22 protein-coding genes are annotated in these 17,616 nt (G+C 71.2%); 12 read left to right on the plus strand and 10 right to left on the minus strand.

Annotated elements, in window-relative coordinates; genetic code table 11:
• From QLQ12_RS34340 to QLQ12_RS34355, 4 genes are all read right to left on the minus strand, one after another.
• Positions 1-351, minus strand: coding sequence for a DoxX family protein (locus tag QLQ12_RS34340; protein WP_282764922.1), 351 nt, complete (start codon positions 349-351; stop codon positions 1-3).
• A 106-nt stretch (positions 352-457) separates the two neighbouring features.
• Positions 458-940 carry an SRPBCC family protein gene (locus QLQ12_RS34345; RefSeq protein ID WP_282764923.1) on the minus strand — a complete coding sequence of 161 codons (483 nt, stop codon included), beginning with the start codon at positions 938-940 and terminating at the stop codon, positions 458-460.
• The gene (locus QLQ12_RS34350; protein ID WP_282764924.1) at positions 937-1,278 is read right to left on the minus strand and encodes an ArsR/SmtB family transcription factor; all 342 of its coding nucleotides are present in this window, start codon (positions 1,276-1,278) and stop codon (positions 937-939) included. Before QLQ12_RS34350 ends, QLQ12_RS34345 begins: the two co-directional genes overlap by 4 nt.
• 108 nt (positions 1,279-1,386) lie before the next feature.
• Entirely contained in the window at positions 1,387-2,043 is a 657-nt protein-coding gene (locus QLQ12_RS34355) for an ArsR/SmtB family transcription factor (RefSeq protein WP_282764925.1), read from the minus strand.
• A gap of 76 nt (positions 2,044-2,119) precedes the next feature.
• Between QLQ12_RS34355 and QLQ12_RS34360 the strand changes: the two genes are divergently transcribed.
• Genes QLQ12_RS34360 through QLQ12_RS34370 form a run of 3 tightly spaced genes read left to right on the plus strand, consistent with a single transcriptional unit; the run spans position 2,120 to position 5,963 of the window.
• Entirely contained in the window at positions 2,120-3,457 is a 1,338-nt protein-coding gene (locus tag QLQ12_RS34360; RefSeq protein WP_282764926.1) for an MBL fold metallo-hydrolase, read from the plus strand.
• Complete coding sequence (locus tag QLQ12_RS34365) at positions 3,454-4,713, plus strand: MFS transporter (RefSeq protein WP_282764927.1); 1,260 nt, start codon at positions 3,454-3,456, stop codon at positions 4,711-4,713. The genes QLQ12_RS34360 and QLQ12_RS34365 overlap by 4 nt, the downstream gene beginning before the upstream one ends.
• Positions 4,710-5,963, plus strand: coding sequence for an MFS transporter (locus tag QLQ12_RS34370; RefSeq protein ID WP_282764928.1), 1,254 nt, complete (start codon positions 4,710-4,712; stop codon positions 5,961-5,963). The genes QLQ12_RS34365 and QLQ12_RS34370 overlap by 4 nt, the downstream gene beginning before the upstream one ends.
• A 103-nt stretch (positions 5,964-6,066) precedes the next feature.
• Here QLQ12_RS34370 and QLQ12_RS34375 read toward each other — a convergent pair whose 3' ends face one another.
• Positions 6,067-6,750, minus strand: coding sequence for a class I SAM-dependent methyltransferase (locus tag QLQ12_RS34375; protein ID WP_282764929.1), 684 nt, complete (start codon positions 6,748-6,750; stop codon positions 6,067-6,069).
• A 101-nt stretch (positions 6,751-6,851) separates the two neighbouring features.
• Here QLQ12_RS34375 and QLQ12_RS34380 point away from each other — a divergent pair, with 101 nt between their 5' ends.
• From QLQ12_RS34380 to QLQ12_RS34395, 4 genes are all read left to right on the plus strand, one after another.
• Entirely contained in the window at positions 6,852-7,319 is a 468-nt protein-coding gene (locus tag QLQ12_RS34380) for a GNAT family N-acetyltransferase (protein ID WP_282764930.1), read from the plus strand.
• A gap of 36 nt (positions 7,320-7,355) precedes the next feature.
• Positions 7,356-8,168, plus strand: coding sequence for a hypothetical protein (locus QLQ12_RS34385; protein ID WP_282764931.1), 813 nt, complete (start codon positions 7,356-7,358; stop codon positions 8,166-8,168).
• Positions 8,169-8,424: 256 nt separating this feature from the next.
• The gene (locus tag QLQ12_RS34390) at positions 8,425-8,943 is read left to right on the plus strand and encodes a GNAT family N-acetyltransferase (RefSeq protein WP_282764932.1); all 519 of its coding nucleotides are present in this window, start codon (positions 8,425-8,427) and stop codon (positions 8,941-8,943) included.
• A gap of 234 nt (positions 8,944-9,177) precedes the next feature.
• Positions 9,178-10,218: a hypothetical protein gene (locus QLQ12_RS34395; RefSeq protein ID WP_282764933.1), complete on the plus strand. Its 1,041-nt coding sequence runs from the start codon at positions 9,178-9,180 to the stop codon at positions 10,216-10,218.
• 35 nt (positions 10,219-10,253) lie between these two features.
• On the opposite strand, the gene QLQ12_RS34400 is transcribed toward QLQ12_RS34395, so the two are convergent.
• Both QLQ12_RS34400 and QLQ12_RS34405 read right to left on the minus strand, forming a co-directional pair.
• Positions 10,254-11,033, minus strand: a complete 780-nt coding sequence (locus QLQ12_RS34400) for an ABC transporter permease (protein ID WP_282764934.1) — start codon at positions 11,031-11,033, stop codon at positions 10,254-10,256.
• Entirely contained in the window at positions 11,030-11,938 is a 909-nt protein-coding gene (locus QLQ12_RS34405; RefSeq protein ID WP_282764935.1) for an ATP-binding cassette domain-containing protein, read from the minus strand. The genes QLQ12_RS34400 and QLQ12_RS34405 overlap by 4 nt, the downstream gene beginning before the upstream one ends.
• Positions 11,939-12,016: 78 nt before the next feature.
• On the opposite strand from QLQ12_RS34405, the gene QLQ12_RS34410 reads away from it, so the two are divergent.
• Positions 12,017-12,766 carry a TetR/AcrR family transcriptional regulator gene (locus QLQ12_RS34410; protein WP_282764936.1) on the plus strand — a complete coding sequence of 250 codons (750 nt, stop codon included), beginning with the start codon at positions 12,017-12,019 and terminating at the stop codon, positions 12,764-12,766.
• 39 nt (positions 12,767-12,805) lie between these two features.
• Here the strand turns inward: QLQ12_RS34410 and QLQ12_RS34415 are convergent, their stop codons facing one another.
• On the minus strand, positions 12,806-13,105 hold the full coding sequence (locus tag QLQ12_RS34415; RefSeq protein WP_282764937.1) for a helix-turn-helix domain-containing protein: 300 nt from the start codon (positions 13,103-13,105) through the stop codon (positions 12,806-12,808).
• Between the two features lie 64 nt (positions 13,106-13,169).
• Between QLQ12_RS34415 and map the strand changes: the two genes are divergently transcribed.
• The 4 genes from map to QLQ12_RS34435 all read left to right on the plus strand — a co-directional run bounded on the left by map (position 13,170) and on the right by QLQ12_RS34435 (position 15,809).
• Positions 13,170-13,940, plus strand: coding sequence for a type I methionyl aminopeptidase (gene map, locus QLQ12_RS34420; protein ID WP_282764938.1), 771 nt, complete (start codon positions 13,170-13,172; stop codon positions 13,938-13,940).
• A 53-nt stretch (positions 13,941-13,993) separates the two neighbouring features.
• Entirely contained in the window at positions 13,994-14,278 is a 285-nt protein-coding gene (locus tag QLQ12_RS34425) for a putative quinol monooxygenase (RefSeq protein ID WP_282764939.1), read from the plus strand.
• Positions 14,279-14,478: 200 nt separating this feature from the next.
• Entirely contained in the window at positions 14,479-14,673 is a 195-nt protein-coding gene (locus tag QLQ12_RS34430; RefSeq protein WP_282764940.1) for a hypothetical protein, read from the plus strand.
• 224 nt (positions 14,674-14,897) lie between these two features.
• Positions 14,898-15,809, plus strand: a complete 912-nt coding sequence (locus QLQ12_RS34435; RefSeq protein WP_282764941.1) for a nitroreductase/quinone reductase family protein — start codon at positions 14,898-14,900, stop codon at positions 15,807-15,809.
• Positions 15,810-15,851: 42 nt separating this feature from the next.
• On the opposite strand, the gene QLQ12_RS34440 is transcribed toward QLQ12_RS34435, so the two are convergent.
• Together QLQ12_RS34440 and lexA are read right to left on the minus strand one after the other, a co-directional pair.
• Positions 15,852-16,892, minus strand: coding sequence for a hypothetical protein (locus QLQ12_RS34440; RefSeq protein WP_282764943.1), 1,041 nt, complete (start codon positions 16,890-16,892; stop codon positions 15,852-15,854).
• Between the two features lie 70 nt (positions 16,893-16,962).
• Positions 16,963-17,604, minus strand: coding sequence for a transcriptional repressor LexA (gene lexA, locus QLQ12_RS34445; RefSeq protein ID WP_456049093.1), 642 nt, complete (start codon positions 17,602-17,604; stop codon positions 16,963-16,965).
• Positions 17,605-17,616 lie beyond the last annotated feature (12 nt).

The following is a 17,616-nucleotide window of genomic DNA, read 5'->3' on the forward strand; positions in this document are numbered from 1 at the left end:
TCAGTAGTGGTACGACAGATTTACCGCCAGGGCGGCGACCACGGTCACGAAGAAGACGGCCCAGCCGACCAGGTTGCGGGAGCCGACCCGCAGGTGGGCGATGAGCGCGCCGGTGAAATAGAGGACCAGGCCGGCGGCGGCCAGGGTGCCGATCAGCGGTACGGCGAAGCCGATCAGCAGCCCCGCCGAGCCGGCCGCCAGCAGCAGTCCCAGGACCGGCACCCAGGAGCGTGGGATCCGCTTCATGTCCGCCTGCGACTTGGGGTACTCGTGGCCGATCAGGTAGAAGACGGCCGCGCTGGCGGTGAAGAACGCGGCGACGATGGTGACGGTGACGTAGGCGGCGAACATGAACCCTCCTCAGTGGTTGATCACCACCATGGACGAAGTGACCCACCGGAACGTGACAGTGGTCCACCGCTCTGCTCGCCAGGGTCCGCCTGTGCTGGGGCGGGCTTCAGCCGTCCTGAGTGAACAGGGCCGCGTAGCGGGCGAGGTAGAGCGGCCATCCTTCGTCGTGGGCGACGCCGTCGCGCACGGATTCCCAGCCGGGGCCGTGCCGGTCGAGGTTGCGGTGCTCGAGTTCGACGCGGGTGCGGTGCGGGGTTTCGGCGATGAACCGGACCTCGACCTCACTGGTGTTGCCAGGGTCGGTCTCGACCTGCCATTGCGGGCTGATGTCCCAGCTGAACACGACCCGGTCCGGGGGTTCGTAGGCGAGCACCCTGGCCCAGCGGCATTCGCTGCCGTCCGCGGCGCGGTCGTAGATGTGCCCACCGGCTCTCGGCTCGAACACGGTCTCGGTGATCGGCGCACCGAGCAGATTGTGTTCCGGCGGCTTGAAGGCGCCGAACCGTTCGGTGAACACGGTGAACGCGTGGGCGACCGGCGCCTCGATGACGATCTGCTGCCGGACCACGACGGCTGTTGCCTCTGTCATGACTTCTCCTTGCTCGGGTTGCCGTCCTCCACGGGCTGTTCGGCGACGTCCTGGTATCCGCTGAGCGCGCGCTTCCAGAAGGTGTCGAGCTGGTCTCGCAACGCGGCGACGCCGGCCGGGTTGAGCCGGTAGACCCGACGCGTGCCGGCCGCTTCGTCGGTGACCAGGCCGGCGTCTTTGAGCACCTTCAGATGCTGCGACACCGCGGGCCGGCTGATCGGCAGTTCGCCGGCGAGCTCACCGACAGCTCGCGGCCCCTCAGCCAGGCGCGTGACGATGGAGCGCCGGGACGGGTCGGCGAGAACGTCCCAGCCGTCGCCTGATTGGTAAGTCGCCACGAACGGTAAGTTACCGCTTACCAAGGTTGGCATCAAGCGCGACGGAGCGGGACGGGCGGCGCGGCGACCGTCGGGCCGGCTACGGTCGCCGTCGAGGATCACCGGGGGTCAGGCGGCGATCGGCAGCTGGTCGCGGCGCCATTCGAGCATGCCGTCGGCGAGCCGGACCGCAGGGCGGCCATGGCCGGTGAGGAGCCGGACCGCCTCGTGGGAGAGCACGCAGTAGGCGCCGCGGCAATAGGCGACGACCTCGACGTCGGCGGGTAGTTCGGTGATCCGCTCGGCGAGCTGGTCCAGGGGGATGGAGATCGCGCCGGGGATGTGCCCGGCGGCGTACTCCTCGGCCGGGCGTACGTCCACGGCGATCACGTCTCCGGCGGTGAGGCGGCGGCGTAGTTCGTCGCGGTCGACGGCCTCGGTGTCGGCCGGGCCGAGGTAGGTGTCGCGGGCGGCGGCGGCCTCGGCGTTGCGGGCGCCGGCAACATCGCGGAGCAGTGCGTAGAGGGCGGCGACGTCGGGTCCGGCCAGCCGGTAGTGGATCTTTGTGCCGTCGCGGCGGGTGGCGACGAGACCGGCTTGGCGCAGCGTCTGCAGGTGCGCCGAGCAGGTGGTCAGGCCGAGGCCGGCGGCAGTGGCGAGATGCTCGACGCTGCGTTCGCCCTGTGCCAGCAGGTCCAGCAGTTCCAGACGCTTGCCGCTGCCGAGGGCCTTGCCGACGCGGGCCAGAGCGTCGAACAGTGCCGCCTTGTTGGTGGGGTCACCCATCTAGCGCATCCTCCAATGTTTCATGGAATAGTGTAGGAGATCGCGAGGGCGGTCGCCACACACGAGGGAGGGTGTCATGCACCTGGTGCCACTGATCGACGAAGGCTTGGGCAACAGCGCCTACCTGCTCGACGTCGGCGACGGCCGCGCCCTGGCCGTGGATGCCCCCCGGGACCTGCGCGCGCTGCGCGCCGCGGCCGACCGGCGTGGGCTGACGATCGCGTGGGCGGCCGACACCCATCTGCACGCCGACTTCCTGTCCGGCGCGGTGCAGCTGGCCGCCACCGACGGCGCGCAGGTCCTCGCCTCGGCAGCCGGGATGCGCGCCTTCGACCACCGCGGGCTGGCCGACGGTGACGACGTCGACCTCGGCGGCCTCACGCTCCGCGCGCTCAGCACTCCCGGGCACACTGACGAACACCTATCGTTCCTGCTCCTGGACGGGGAAGCGCCGGTGGGGGTGTTCACCGGTGGCTCGCTGATCGTCGGGTCAGCCGCGCGTACCGACCTGCTCGGTGACGACCGTGCCGTGGAACTCGCCCACGCCCAGTACGCCTCCCTGCGCCGGCTCACCGAGTTGCCCGACCGCACCCAGGTGTGGCCCACGCACGGTGCCGGGTCGTTCTGTTCGGCACCGCCCGGCGCGGCGCGGACCTCCACCATCGGCGTCGAGAAGGCCGGCAACCCGCTGCTGAGCGCACCCGACGCCGGCACTTTCGCCAAGCTGCTGCTCGCCTCGCTGGGCTCCTACCCGGCCTACTTCCGGTGGCTGGCCGAGACCAACCGGCAAGGTCCCGCCGTGCTCGGCACCCCGCCGAGCCTGCCCGCGCTGACCGCCGACCAGGTGACACGGATGTTGGCCGACGGTGCGACCGTCGTCGACGTCCGCCCTGTCACCGATGTCGCTGCCGGCCACATCACCGGTGCGATCGCGATCCCGCTGCGCGCCCAGTTCGCGACGTGGCTCGGCTGGCTCGTCGACCGTGACACCCCGATCGTCATCGTCCGCAACACCGACCAGGACCCCGCCGACATCCTGTGGCCGGCCCTGAACATCGGCGTCGAGCACATCGCCGGGGAACTCACCGGCGGCATGGCCGCCTGGACCGGCACGGTCACCACCACCCGCCTCGTCAGCCCCGACCGCGTTGACGGCCCGGTCCTCGACATCCGCCAGGAAACCGAGTACACGGCCGGGCACCTGCCCGCCGCGACCCACATCGAGCTCGGTGAGCTGCCCGCCGACCCCACCGTCGCGGCCGGGACGTCGATCGTGATGTGCGGGCACGGCGAACGCGCCATGACCGCCGCCACCCTGCTCGAACGCGCCGGCCACCACGACCTCGGCGTGCTCGTCGGCGGCCCCGCCGACTGGGCCGCCGCCACCGGCGACACCCTGCGGGAGGGCCGGTGACCGCCCCGGCCGCGAGCGGCCCCCGGCTCGGCCTGGCCGTCAACGCCGCCCAGTTCACCCTGCTGGTCGTGGTCAACGCCCTGGTCGGTGGCGTCCTCGGTTCCGAACGCACGGTGCTCACCCCCCTCGCCGAACACGAGTTCCACCTCGACGGCTACACCGCGGCACTCACCTACATCCTGGCGTTCGGCATCACCAAGGCCGCCACCAACTTCTTCGCCGGCACCCTGTCGGACCGGTACGGCCGCAAACCCGTGCTGCTCGCCGGCTGGCTGGTCGCCATCCCGATCCCCGCCATGCTGATCTGGGCGCCGAACTGGGGATGGATCGTCGCCGCGAACGTGCTACTCGGCATCAACCAGGGCCTGGCCTGGTCCACCACCGTCATCATGAAGATCGACCTCGCAGGCCCGGACCGCCGCGGCCTCGCCATGGGCTTCAACGAAGCCGCCGGCTACCTCGCCGTCGCCGCCACCGCGATGGCCACCGGCGCCCTCGCCGCGCAGCACGGACTGCGGCCGGCGCCGTTCCTGCTCACCGCCGCCTACGTCACCCTCGGTCTCGGCCTGTCGCTGTTCTTCGTCGGCGAGACCCGCGGCCACGCCCGCCATGAGGCCGCCACCCACGCCACCGGCGGCGGCGACCTGGCCACGGGAAAGGTGTTCGCGCTGACCAGCTGGCGCGAACCGGCGCTGTCCTCGGCCAGCCAGGCCGGCATGGTCAACAACCTCAACGACGGCCTGGCCTGGGGACTGTTTCCCCTGCTGTTCGCCGCCTCCGGACTGTCCCTGACCCAGATCGGCGGGCTGGCCGCCCTCTACCCCGCCGTGTGGGGCCTCGGCCAACTCGTCACCGGCCCCGCCTCCGACCGGTACGGCCGCAAACCGTTCATTGTCACCGGCATGCTCGCCCAAGCCGCCGCCCTGGCCCTGTTCGCGATCGCCGACACGTTCGCGGTGTGGGCGCTGGCCGCGGTACTGCTCGGTGCCGGCACGGCCGCGGTCTACCCCACCCTGCTCGCGTCGATCTCCGACGTCGCCCACCCCGGCTGGCGGGCCCGCGCCGTGGGCGTCTACCGGCTCTGGCGCGACGGCGGCTTCGCCGTAGGCGCCCTGCTCGCCGGAATCGTCGCCGACCTCGCCGGCATCCGCGCCGCCGTGTGGACCGTCGCCGCCCTCACCGCCGCATCGGGGCTGCTCGTCGCAGCCCGCATGTACGAGACCCACCCCCATAGCAAGGAAGCCATCCCCACATGACATCCAGCACCATCTCCACCCTCGAAGCCCGACAGGCTCTCCAGCGGCGCACCTTGGCCGTCGTGATGGCGTCTCAGCTGTTCAGCGGCGCGGGCCTGGCCGCCGGCATCACCGTCGGCGCGCTGCTGGCCCAGGACATGCTCGACGCCACCAGTCTGGCCGGACTGCCGTCCGCGCTGTTCACCGCCGGGTCCGCCGCCACGGCGCTGCTCGTCGGGCGCCTGTCCCAGCGGCTCGGCCGCCGGGTCGGCCTAGCGGCCGGATACGCCGCCGGGGCGCTGGGCGGCGCGGGAGTAGTCTTCGCCGCCACCCTGGACAACGTCCTGCTGCTGCTCGCCTCACTGCTCGTCTACGGCGCCGGCACCGCCACCAACCTGCAGGCCCGCTACGCCGGCACCGACCTCGCCAGCCCGGATCGGCGCGGCCGCGCCGTCAGCACCGTCCTGGTCGCCACCACCGTCGGCGCGGTCGCCGGTCCCAACCTCGTCGCCACCACCGGCACCCTCGCCGAACACTGGGGCATCCCCGCCCTCGCCGGACCCTTCGCCCTCGCCACCGTCGCCTACAGCATCGCCGGCGTCATCCTGTTCCTGCTGCTGCGGCCCGACCCTCTCCTGGCTTCCCGCACGGCACCCACGCCGTCCCCCGCAGCCACCAGCACGGGCCGGCAGCCAGACCGGCGGTTCCCCGGCACCGTCACCGCCGGCGCGGTCACCATGGTCCTCACCCAGCTCGTCATGGTCGCCGTCATGACCATGACCCCGGTCCACATGCACGCCCACGGCCACGACCTGCACGCCACCGGCCTGGTCATCGCCGTGCACATCGGCGCCATGTACCTGCCCTCACCGATCACCGGCATCCTCGTCGACCACATCGGCCGCATCCCCGTCGCCGTCGCCGCCGGGGTCACCCTGCTCGCCGCGGGCGTCGTCTCCGCGGCCGCGCCCGTCGACTCGGTCGCATGGCTCACCGTCGCCCTCGCCCTGCTCGGCCTCGGCTGGAACCTCGGCCTCGTCGCCGGCACCGCCATGATCACCGATGCCGCACCCGCCCACACCCGCGCCAAGACCCAAGGAACCGTCGACGTGTGCGTCGCCCTCGCCGGCGCCGGCGGCGGCATCACCAGCGGCATGGTCATGGCCGCCACCAGCTACGCCACCCTGTCCATGATCGGCGGTCTGCTGGCTCTCGCAGTAGTCCCCTTCGTGGCATTCGGCGCACGGCGAAACGCCGGAACGCCCGCCTGACGAACCCTCCCGGTAGGACGCCGCGCTTGCCCGCCGAGGGTTGCGCCGGCGTCGTGAGGCTCCCGGCTCGCGACGTCGAGACCCTGCTCCGGAGAGGATGACCTCACCCCGGCGCGGCGTCGAGGGCCCGTGCCAGCAGGGAGGCCTGGCCGTCACGCTCGCCGGCGCGTTTCTGCCGGACCATCCGGCAGACCTCGTGCAGACCCACCGCCCCGGCCCGGGCCGCGACCTCGTCCGCGGTGTAGTTGTGGCGCTCGAGTTCGACGTCGAAGCCGAGGGCCTTGTACAGCTCGCCGACGTCGCGGGGGCCATGGCCGGACTGGAAACCGACGAGCAGGTGACCGCCCGGCTGGAGGACGCGCGCGGCCTCGGCGAAGATCCGGGCCTGCCCGGCCGGTGGGGTGTGGATGATCGAGTACCACAGCATCACGCCGGCGAACGTGTCGTCGGGGAACGGCAGGTCGGTCAGCGAGGCCACCGCGAACGGCAGATCGGGGTGGTCGCGGCGAGCCATGGCGATCATGCCGGGGGAGAGGTCGACGCCGTCGACCCGGCAGCCCCGCTCGGTCAGGTACCGGCTCATGCGGCCCGCGCCGCATCCGGCGTCGAGGACCCGGGGGTGGCCGCCGCCGTCGACGACCGCGGCCGCGAAGGCGTCGACCATCGCGCGATCGAGTGGGGCCTCGGCGCGGGCGTCGGGGAACCGGGAGGCGTATTCCTCCGCCACCGTGTCGTAGGCGAGCCGCACGCCGCTGAAGTCCGGGGAATCCATCACGAGCCGCATCATCGCATCAACCATCGCCACGGTCCGCGCCACGGCGTGCCGGCCGGTGAACCGGCGCGCGACGGCCGCCGGATGCCGCCTCCGGCCGCTGTTAGGGTTTCGCCGTGAGTGTCGACGTCGAGGTCGTGAGATCAGTCAGCGACGAGCTGGTGGAGGCGTTCGGGCGGTTGCTGCCCCAGCTTTCGGGATCGGCCGAGGCCCCCGACGCCGGGACACTGCGGGCCCTGGTGAACTGGCCGGGCAACCACCTGCTGATCGCATGGGTGGACGGCGAGATCCTGGGGACGCTGACACTGGTCACCTTTCCCATCCCCACCGGCTTGCGCGCATGGATCGAAGACGTCGTGGTGGACGAGGCCGCCCGGGGCCGTGGCGTCGGGGCGGCACTGACACACGAAGCGGTGCGGCTCGCGCGCGAGGCCGGAGCGCGGACGGTGGATCTGACGTCGCGCCCGTCCCGTGCGGCGGCGAACCGGCTCTACGAGCGGCTGGGATTTCAGGTCCGCGACTCGAAGGTCTACCGGTTGGCCGAGCTGCCCGAACCGGCCCCGAGAACCCCGGCGGGCTCCTGAAGGTCCCCCGGCGGAGAGCCTCGGTACGTTGTGTTCGTGGAGGTCGTGGAGCGGTTCGTGCAAGGCAAGGCCGCCGATCCGAGCCTGTGCGAAGACGCGGTGGCCGTGACCGGGGAATACGCCGTGGTGATCGACGGGGCGACGGATGTCAGCGGCAGGACATACGGCGGTGTGGCCGGCGGGCGATGGGCGATGACCGCATGCCTGGATGCCGTCCACGCCTTCCCCGCGGGCATGGACGCGGCCACGGCCGTGGCCGCGCTGACCCGGGTGATGGCGGGCCGTGTCGGTCCGCAGACGCCTCCCGCCGACCGTCCGAGCGCCTCGGTGACGATCTACTCGGCCACCCGCCGTGAGGTGTGGCAGATCGGAGATGTTGGCTTCTCGTACGCGGGACTGCCGCCCGGCGCCGGGCGGCCACGTAAGCGGGTCGACGAGATCGCGGCGTCGTTCCGAGCCGCTATCATCGCCGCCGAAGCCGCCGCCGGGACCATCTCCCTGACCGGTATGGGCACGGCGGATCCCGCGCGGCCCGCGGTCCGGGCGTTGGTGGCGCGGCAGGGCTCCTTACGGAACACGACCGGCCTGTACGGTTACGCCGGCATAGACGGCCGCCCCGTGCCCCTCGCGTTGGTGGCCGTCCACCCCCTCCCCGCGGACGCCGCAGAGTTGGTGATAGCCAGTGACGGGTACCCGGTTATCGGCGAGACGCTCGCGCAGAGCGAGGCAGCGCTGGCCCGGCTGCTCGATCTGGATCCGTGGTGTGTGAACGAGCTCTGCGGAACCAAGGGCGTCCTCGCCGGTCAGGCCAGTTACGACGATCGCGCTTACCTGCGGGTACGCCTGTAGGTTCGCCGGTCGAGGCACTGGGCGCCCTGGTCCCAGGCCCCCCACCGGTTCATCCGGTCGAGGGCCGCCGCGAGATCGCCGTCGGGGCCGATGCACGCGCGGAGCAGGGTCAACTCGCCGGGCCACTTCTCATCGACGTCGGCGGCGCGCGGACATCATGCGCCCGGGGTACGACAGAGGACGGTGACCCATCGGTCGACGTCACTGGTATGTTCGGCTCTCGCTGGACGGTGCCGGACCAGGTGGGGGGATCTTCGTGGCTGAGGTGGCGCTGCGCCTGGTGGACGACTCCGACCTCGATGCCCTGTTCGAGCAGATGCGCGACCCGGAGTCGGTCCGGATGGCGGCCTTCACCGTCAAGGACCCTGACGACCGCGCCGCGTTCGATGCCCAGATGGCCAAGATCAGGGCGTCGGCTGACATCGTCCACCGGGCTGTCACGGTGGACGGACGGCTCGTCGGGAGCATCGCCAGCTTCGTCATCGAGGGCGACACCGAGGTGACGTACTGGATCGACAGGTCCTTCTGGGGGCGGGGCATCGCCAGCCGTGCGCTCGCTCTGCTCGTGGAGTCGGTGCCGGTGCGGCCGATGTTCGCCCGTGTCGCGAGTGACAACGCCGGATCACTCAGGGTGCTGCGGAAGGCGGGATTCGTCATCACCGGCACGGAGATCTCGTTCGCCAACGGGCGCGACGCGCGGATCGAGGAGACGATCCTGCGCCTTGACGGGCCCGCGAAGGCGCCGGCGCGGCGTGAGCCGTCCGACGCCGGGTGAGGAGCGACCCTTCGGCCGCGGCGTGGTAGCCGGTGACGGGTCCGGTGCCTCTGGGGGCGGGGTGGCCGTACGCCGAAATGGCTCTCTGACGTAAAGACCTGATACGAGCATGTGTCATCAGCTCGTCATCTGGCTTGTTGATCATGCGGGGAACAGCAGGTTCAGCAAGCAGGAGCAGGTATGCCGCGGCGCGTTTTCGTTCACATCGGCGCACCCAAGACGGGGAGCACCTTTGTGCAGAACGTGCTGTTCAGCAACGCCGCGCGGCTGGAACGCGCCGGGCTGCGGGTGCCGGCCGGTTTCTACTCCCACGATCAGGCGATGACCGACCTGCGCCAGGTTCCGTGGCGCGACCCTGATCTGTACTGGACATGGGACCGTCTGCTGGAGCAGTTCGCCCGCTGGTCCGGCGATGTGGTGCTGACCAGCGAGGGCTTCGGCGCCGCCACCGCGGAGCAGGCGAGACGGGCGGTGCGGAGCCTTCAGCCGGCCGAGGTGCACGTCATCGTGGCCGCACGGGACCTGTGGCGGACGCTGCCGTCGATGTGGCAGCAGAGCATCCGGGCGCGCGGCACCTGGCGGTTCGAGGACTTCCTCGCGTCGGTGCAGGAGGGGACGTTCAAGGGGTTCTGGGACCACCACACCGCCAACCGGATGTTCTTCCGCTGGGGCGACCTGGTGCCGCCGGCGCAGCGGCACATCGTGACGGTGCCGCAGCCCGGGGCCCCGCGCGACCTGCTGTGGCAGCGTTTCGCCGGGATCATGGGGATCCCCGGCGGCGTCTGCGAGGTGACCGATCCGGGCTCGAACCCGTCGCTGGGCGCCCCGCAGATCGAGGTCCTGCGCCGGGTCAACGCGGCCCTCGGCGATCGCTACCCGCACCGGATGCCCTACCAGCGGGTGGTGCAGCAGCACCTGATCCGGCCGGTGCTGCAGGAGCAGGCCAACGACGTGCGGTTCGGGGTCGGTCTGGAGCGCGCCGGCTGGGTGGCCGAACTCGCCGAGCAGCAGATCAAGGAGCTCCAGGACTATCCCTGCCACATCGCCGGCGACCTGGCGGAGCTGCGGCCCGGCCCGATGACCGACACGATGAGCCCGGACGAGCTCGACGACCGGGAGGTTCTGGACGCGGCCATCGAGACCATCATCGGCCTGATCGGGCACTCCGGGGACCTCAGCCGGCAGCTGGCCGAGATCCCCGTCGGCGTGATGACCCGGCTCCAGAATCAGGCCGGCCGGGTCAGACGCGGCATCGTCCGCCGCGCCCTCGGGTGAGCCGGCACCGCCGGTCTGGCGGAGGCTCGCGGCTGTCAGTTGCGCAGCCGCCGGTAGGCGCGGGCCGACAGCGGCATGAAGACCGCGATGATCAGAAGCGGCCAGCCGATCGCCAGCCACACCGCGTGGTCGGCCAGGACGCCGCCGGTCGTGCCGGTCGGGTTGCCGAACAGCTCCCGCGACGCCGTCGCGGTCGCCGACAGCGGGTTCCACGCGGCGATCGCGCCGAGCCAGCCCGGCATCGTCTCCGCCGACACGATCGCCGTGGACAGGAATCCGATCGGCCAGACCAGCACCTGCACGGCCGCGGTCGCGCCGTCGCCGCGGAAGGTCAGGCCCACGAAGATCCCGATCCACAACACCGAGAACCTCAACAGCAGCAGCAGGAGTACGGCCAGAGCGGCCGCCTGCGGATCCGAGGTGATCCGCCAGCCGATGGCCAGGCCGCCCAGGATCAGCACCAGCAGTTCGGCAGCCGAGTTCGTCATGTCCGCACCGACCCGGCCGAGCGCCACCGACGCGCTGCCGATCGGCATGGACCGGAACCGGTCGGTGATGCCCTTGCGGGCGTCGGCCGCCATCGCGGTCGCCGTCGCCTCGACGCCGAACATCATGCCCAGCGCCAGCATGCCGGGCAGCAGGAAGGTGATGTAGTCCCCGCCGCCGGGGACGGTGATCGCCCCGCCGAAGAGGAAGCCGAACACCAGCAGCAGCATGATCGAGAACATCAGGCCGAAGATCGGTCCCCAGGGTTCGCGGACCCAGTGGGCCAGGCTCCGCTGGGTGAGGATCCAGCCGGCGCGCACGGTCGTCATCGCACACTCTCCTTCCCGGTGAGCTGCAGGAACACTTCGTCGAGGGTGGGGCGGCGCAGTTGCAGGTCCTCGACGGTGACGCTGAGGTCGTCGAGAGTGCGCACGATGTCGGCCAGGCTCGTCCGCACCTCGATCGTGATCGACTGGCCGTCCTCGTCGACCGCACCGTCCAGCCGGCGGGCCAGTTCATCCAGCGGGCCGCGCACGGTCACGGTCACCCGGTCCCCGCCGACCTGACGTTTGAGTTGTTCGGGGGAGCCCTCGGCGATGACCTTCCCGTGGTCGACCACGGTGATCTGTGACGCCAGTTGGTCGGCCTCGTCGAGGTACTGCGTGGTGAGCAGCACCGTGGTGCCGCGGGCGGCGGTCTCGCGGATGCTGGTCCAGACCTCGTTGCGGGCGCGCGGGTCGAGGCCGGTGGTCGGCTCGTCGAGGAAGAGCACGGCCGGTGTCAGGATCAGCCCGGCCGCGATGTCGAGGCGGCGGCGCATGCCCCCGGAGTAGGTCTTCACCGGCCGGTCCGCGGCCTCGGTCAGCCCGAACGTGCCGAGCAGGTCACCGGCGCGGGCGCGCGCGCCGGCCGTGCCGAGGCCGTAGAGGCGGCCGAACATCACCAGGTTCTCCCGGCCGCTGAGGATCTCGTCGACCGCCGGGTTCTGCCCGATCAGCCCGATGCTGCGGCGGACCCGGGCGGCCTGGGTCCGAACGTCGAAACCGGCGACGCTGGCGGTGCCGGAGTCGAGGTCGATCAGGGTGGCCAGCGCTTTGACCGCGGTGGTCTTGCCGGCGCCGTTGGGGCCGAGCAGGCCGTGGATGACCCCGGCCGGGACGTGCAGGTCGAACCCGTCCAGGGCGAACAGGTCGCCGTACCTCTTGCGCAGTCCTTCGGCGATGAGCGTGTGCACGGGCACTCCTTAACTCCGTATGCCTTACGGAATTCATTGGGCCGGAACACCGTACACCCCACGGGGTAGATTTGGCACATGGAAAACGATGACCTCGATCGCACGCTGACCCTGCTGTGGCGTCGCAAGCTCGGCACCCCGCAGGGCACGCGCGGGCCGAAACAGCGGGTCAGCGTCGACGAGGTGATCCAGGCAGGGATCGCGGTGGCCGACGCCGACGGGCTGCCGGCGTTCTCGATGCGCAAGGTCGCCGATCGGCTCGGCCTCAAGCTGATGTCGATCTACACGTACGTGCCGGGCCGCTCCGAACTGATCGGCCTGATGGTCGACGAGGTGACCGGCGAGGTCCCGCACCCGCCGCACGAGGGCCCGCTGCGGCAACGGCTCGCCGATGTGGCCCGGCACCTGTGGGACGAGTTCCACCGCCACCCGTGGCTGCTGCAGGTCGAGAGCAGCCGCCCGTGGATCGGCCCCCACGGCACCGAACGGTACGAGTGGCAGCTGGCCGCCGTCGAGGGCGTGGGGCTCACCGACCTGGAGATGGACCAGATCGTCACCACGATCGGCGACTTCACCGCCGGGGCGGCGCGCACCTCCGTGCTGGCCAGGCGCACCGCGGAGGAGTCCGGCATCTCCGATGAGCAGTGGTGGGCCGCGAACGCCCCGATCCTGGAGAAGGTCATGCCGCCCGGCGCATACCCGCTGGCCGGGCGGGTCGGCACCGCCGCCGGCAAGGAGTACAACGCCGTCGGCGACCCGGACCGCACGTTCCGCTTCGGCCTGGACCGCCTTCTCGACGGCGTTGAGGCGCTGCTGCGCAGGCCCTGAGCCGGTCGGAAGTACGTGATCCTGGTGGGCGCCGGCCGCCTACGAGGCGAGCCGCTCGTTCGCGTAGCGACCTGCCCGCGCCGGCGCGGCTCCGCCGGCCGCATTGATCTCCGACCACACCGCGTCGAGGGAGAGGCCGAGGACGTCGGCGATCGCGGCGATGGTCGGGAAGGCGGGGGTGGCGACGCGACCGGACTCGATCTTGCGCAGCGTCTCCGGCGAGACGCCGGCCTCCAGTGCGGTCATGAGCATCGATCGGTCCCCCCGGGCGCGTCGCAGCAGGGCGCCGAGACGCTGTCCGCGTTCGACCTCTTCGGGGCTGAGCGGCAACCTGACCATGGCCCGATTCTAGTACCGGGATAATATGGCCGGGATAGTTATTGGTTATCGAGGGAGGCGCCGCATGATCGAGATCCTGGACCCCACCCAACTGCCCCGGGCGAGACAGGCGGGCGCCCTGGTCGCCGACATCCTGCAGACGGTGAAGAGCCGCTGCGCGGTGGGCACCGACCTGCGCGAGATCGACCGGTGGGCCCAGGCCATGATCGTCGATGCCGGGGCGAAATCCTGCTACGTCGACTACGAGCCCTCCTTCGGGCGCGGGCCGTTCGGCCACTACATCTGCACGTCGGTCAACGACGCCGTGCTGCACGGGCGGCCGTACGACTACGCGCTCGCCGACGGTGACCTGCTGACTCTCGACCTCGCCGTCTCCCTCGGCGGAGTCGTCGCCGACTCCGCCGTCAGCTTCCTCGTGGGCGACGCGCGGCCCCCGGAGAGCGTCGCGCTGATCGACGTCACCGAGCGTGCCTTGAGCGCCGGGATAGCCGCGGCCGGCCCCGGCGCCCGCATCGGTGACATCTCGCACGCCATCGGCTCGGTCCTCAGCGCGGCGGGATATTCGATCAACACCGAGTTCGGCGGCCATGGCGTCGGATCGACGATGCACCAGGACCCGCACATCGCCAACACCGGCCGGCCCGGCCGCGGTTACAAGCTGCGCCCCGGTTTGCTGCTGGCGCTGGAGCCCTGGGTCATGGCCGACACCGCCACCCTCGTCACCGACGCCGACGGCTGGACTCTGCGCAGTGCGACGGGCTGCCGGACGGCCCACAGTGAGCACACGATCGCCATCACCCACGACGGGGCCGAAATCCTCACGCAGCCGCAGTAGGCTCCGCTCGGGCATGCTCGGTCCAAAGCGGAAATCGAACGGGGAGAGGGCTCTTGATCATCGTCGCCGGATCACTCCATGTGGAACCCGCCGACCGCGACCGCTATCTCGACGCGGTCGCCGGCGTGGCGCGGACCGCCCGCCAGGCCGGCGGCTGCCACGACTTCGTGCAGGCCGCGGACCCGATCGACCCCTCGCGGATCAACGTGTACGAGCGCTGGGAGTCCGACGACGACCTGCATCGCTTCCGTGCCTCGGCCGGGCCGGACCTGGAGACCCCGCCGATCCGCGAGGCCGACGTGCGCAAATACCGGATCAGCGGCATCGAAGAGCCGTGACGATGAGAGGTCGCGATCGAGCGGGCGCGCACCAAGGCCGCGGCCGCCGGCCTGTCCGTCGACTTCCAGGCCCGTGACGCCACCGAGCTGTCGCTGGAGCCGTTCGACGCGCTGTTCGACTCGGGTCTGCTGCACAACCTGCACCGTCACGGCGGCGCGGAGAGATATCTGGCGCTGCCGCCCCCGGCGCGACCCTCGTCGTGCTGGCGTTCTCGGCGGCGGCCGGGCACGGCTGGGGCCTGACCGCGGATTACCTGCGGGCCAGTTTCGCCGGACCCGACTGGACGAGCACCGGCGTCACCGAGACCACCATCCACGCCCGGACCGCTGAGGGCGAGCTCGTCCTCCCGGCGTTGTTGCTGCGGACGATCCGGGCGTTGCCTTCGCGGCATTGAGTGAGTACGGTGTACGGCGTGCCCCGTATGGGCCTACACCGGAGGTAGTGGCTTCGCCATTGAGAGACCGGCGCAGTTTCCGTCTCTTGCCCCGCCCCATGCCTGTTCTTTCTCACCGCCCGCCCGGCGGTGCATGGTGGCGTCCTCCGGATACGGTTCGCTCTGCCTGTCTCCTTCTCGGTGTGGTCCCGCCTCCGGTCCTCTCGACCGGACGAAAGGTACGCATGACCGACGCAGGATTCGACTTCAACGCCTTCCAGCGCCACGTGATCGAAGAGTTCCGCGCCAACGAGGGCCGGGTGGGCGGCCCGTTCTCCGGCGCCGACCTGGTGCTGCTGACGACCATCGGCGCTCGTACCGGCAAGGAACGCACCAGCCCGCTGGGTGTGCTGGTGATCGACGGGACGCCGGTGGTGGTGGCGTCCGCGATGGGCGCCGACAAGCACCCGGACTGGTTCCACAACATCCGCCGCAACCCGGTGGTCACCGTCGAGACGGGCACCGAGACGTACCAGGCGGTCGCCGCGGCGCCGGACGGCGCCGACCGTGACGCCCTGTTCGCGCGGGTGGTGGCCCTCGAACCGGGGTTCGGCGACTACCAGGACAAGACCACCCGCCGGATCCCGGTCGTCACGCTGACCCGCATCGACGACGGCCGGGCGGCGTGGGCGCGTGGCCTCGGCGACTTCCTGGTGGAGGCGCACGACTGGCTGCGCGCCGAACTGGCCGGGCTGCGCCGGCAGGTCGACGACCTGATCGCCGGCGGCGACGAGCCGCTGCACGCCGGCCGGCCCGGCCTCGGCCACGAGATGCGCACCCACTGCCTGGAGTTCTGTGCCGCGCTGAAGCTGCACCACACCGGCGAGGACCGTGGCGGCTTCCCGATGCTGGCGCACCGGTTCCCCGGGCTGGCGCCGGTTCTCGAACGGCTCGCCGAGGAGCACGTGGTGGTCGCCCGGCTGCAGGAGCGGTTGCGGGCCCTCGTCGACTCGTACGAGCCGGGCCGCACCGACCTCGCCCGGCTGCGGTCCGATCTGGAGGACCTGGCCACCAGGTTGGAGGAGCATTTCCAGTACGAGGAACGGACCGTGGTGAGCGCCCTCAACACCCTGGGACCGGCCCCGGACTTCTCATGAGGCGACCGCCGGCGTCCCCCCGCGGGACGCCGGCGGCCCGGGTCAGCGCACGCCCGGCCCCGGCGGCCGCCCGTTCGCCCAGAGCCAGTTCTTGAAGTAGGCGTGCTCCTCGCCGCTGCCCCAGAACCAACCCCACTGCACGCCCGCCGTGACGTGCTGGCCGAGCTCGTCGAAGACGGCTTTCGCCTGGGCGCGCTGCTGGGTCAGGCAGTAGTAGGTCGCCATCCAGTCCAGCACGATGCCGAGCGGCGCGGCGCCGTGCGGGCCGGCCCGAAACTTCACGATGCACTGCTCGAGTTCCTGGCGCACCTCCGGCCGGAGGAAGTACTTGCGGGTCTGTGTCAGCTGCTTGCGGTGGAACGCGCCCCAGGCGAACTCCCGCAACGCGTACTCGAAGTGCGCGGTCAGTGGCAGCAGCACCGAGCGGTGTCCCGGCGGCGCCGCCATCGCCACGTCGCGAGCGATCGTGAACATCTCCTCGTGCGAGCCGTACCACTTCTCGCAGCGGAGAGTGAGGGCCTGCAAGTGCAGGTGCAGGTTGTGCGGGTCGCGTCGCCGCCCCTCGGCGAAGACCCGCTCGAACGAGCCGCGGGTGGAGCCGAACATCGTGCTCAGCATCACCTCGAACGGCACCGGGTCGGCCGGGCCGGCGAGGTCGATCGCCCGCTGAGCGAGTTGCGCGGCCGAGGCGGAGAGGCGGTGGAACTCGGCGAACTGTTCCTCGGAGGTGTCGGCGGCCGATGCGCCGCCCCGTGCCGTTCCGGCCCGCCCGTGCACCGCCATCGCCTCGATCAGCGCGGCGTCCGGGTCCGAGGGTTCGGCCTCCAGCCACGCACGCAGCCACATGTCGTCCTGCTCGGCCACGTCGGCGAGCACGCTGAGGCGCACTCGCCGCACCGGCCAGTCGGCGTCGGCGTCCTCGATCGCCTTCTTGCCGGCCCGCCAGTTGCCGACCCGGACCTGTTCCCGCACCGCCCGCAGGATCGGGTCGGTGAGGGCCAGCTCCGGATCGAATTCCGGCATCTCCGGCATCTCTCCGCCGAAGGCGTACCGGATGGCGAAGCGGGGGGTGAAGAGGAACATCGCCGCAGATTAGTGGATCTTCGATCGCCGGGACGACCCGCGGCGGCTCGCTGTGATCACAGCGGTGTGATCACACGCGGCGCAGGACCGAGACCACCTTGCCCAGGATGACCGCGTCGTCGCCGGGGATCGGCTCGTAGGCGGGGTTGCGCGGCTCCAGGAACACGTGGCCGTGGCGGCGCTGGAACACCTTCACGGTGGCCTCCTCGTCGATCATCGCGGCGACGATGTCACCGTTCCACGCCTCCGACTGCTGGCGCACCACCACGATGTCACCGTCACAGATCGCGGCGTCCACCATCGAGTCGCCCCGCACACGCAGGCTGAACAGGGTGCCGCGCCCGACCAGGTCACGAGGCAGGTTCAGCAGCTCCTCAGCGGACTCGTCGGCGAGGATCGGGGCGCCGGCGGCGATCGTGCCGACCAGCGGCACACCCACGGTCTCGCCGGAGCGCTCGGCCGCGCCGCCGGACGGTTCCAGGAACATGCGGATGTCGACCGGGCGGCCCACCGTGCGGCCGCGGCGCAGGAAGCCCGCGTCCTCCAGGGTGCGCAGGTGACGGCCGACCGTGGAGGAGGACATGCCCAGGGCGTCGGCGATCTCACGGGTGGAGGGCGCGTAACCGTATTTCACCGCCGCGTCCCGGATCACCATGAGAATGCGCCGGAGACGCTCGGGCAGGACGGACGTGTCGAATTCCTCGGGTAGCACCTGCAGATCTTG

Source organism: Actinoplanes sandaracinus (assembly GCF_030009775.1).
In the GTDB taxonomy this organism is placed as follows: Bacteria; Actinomycetota; Actinomycetes; order Mycobacteriales; family Micromonosporaceae; genus Actinoplanes; species Actinoplanes sandaracinus.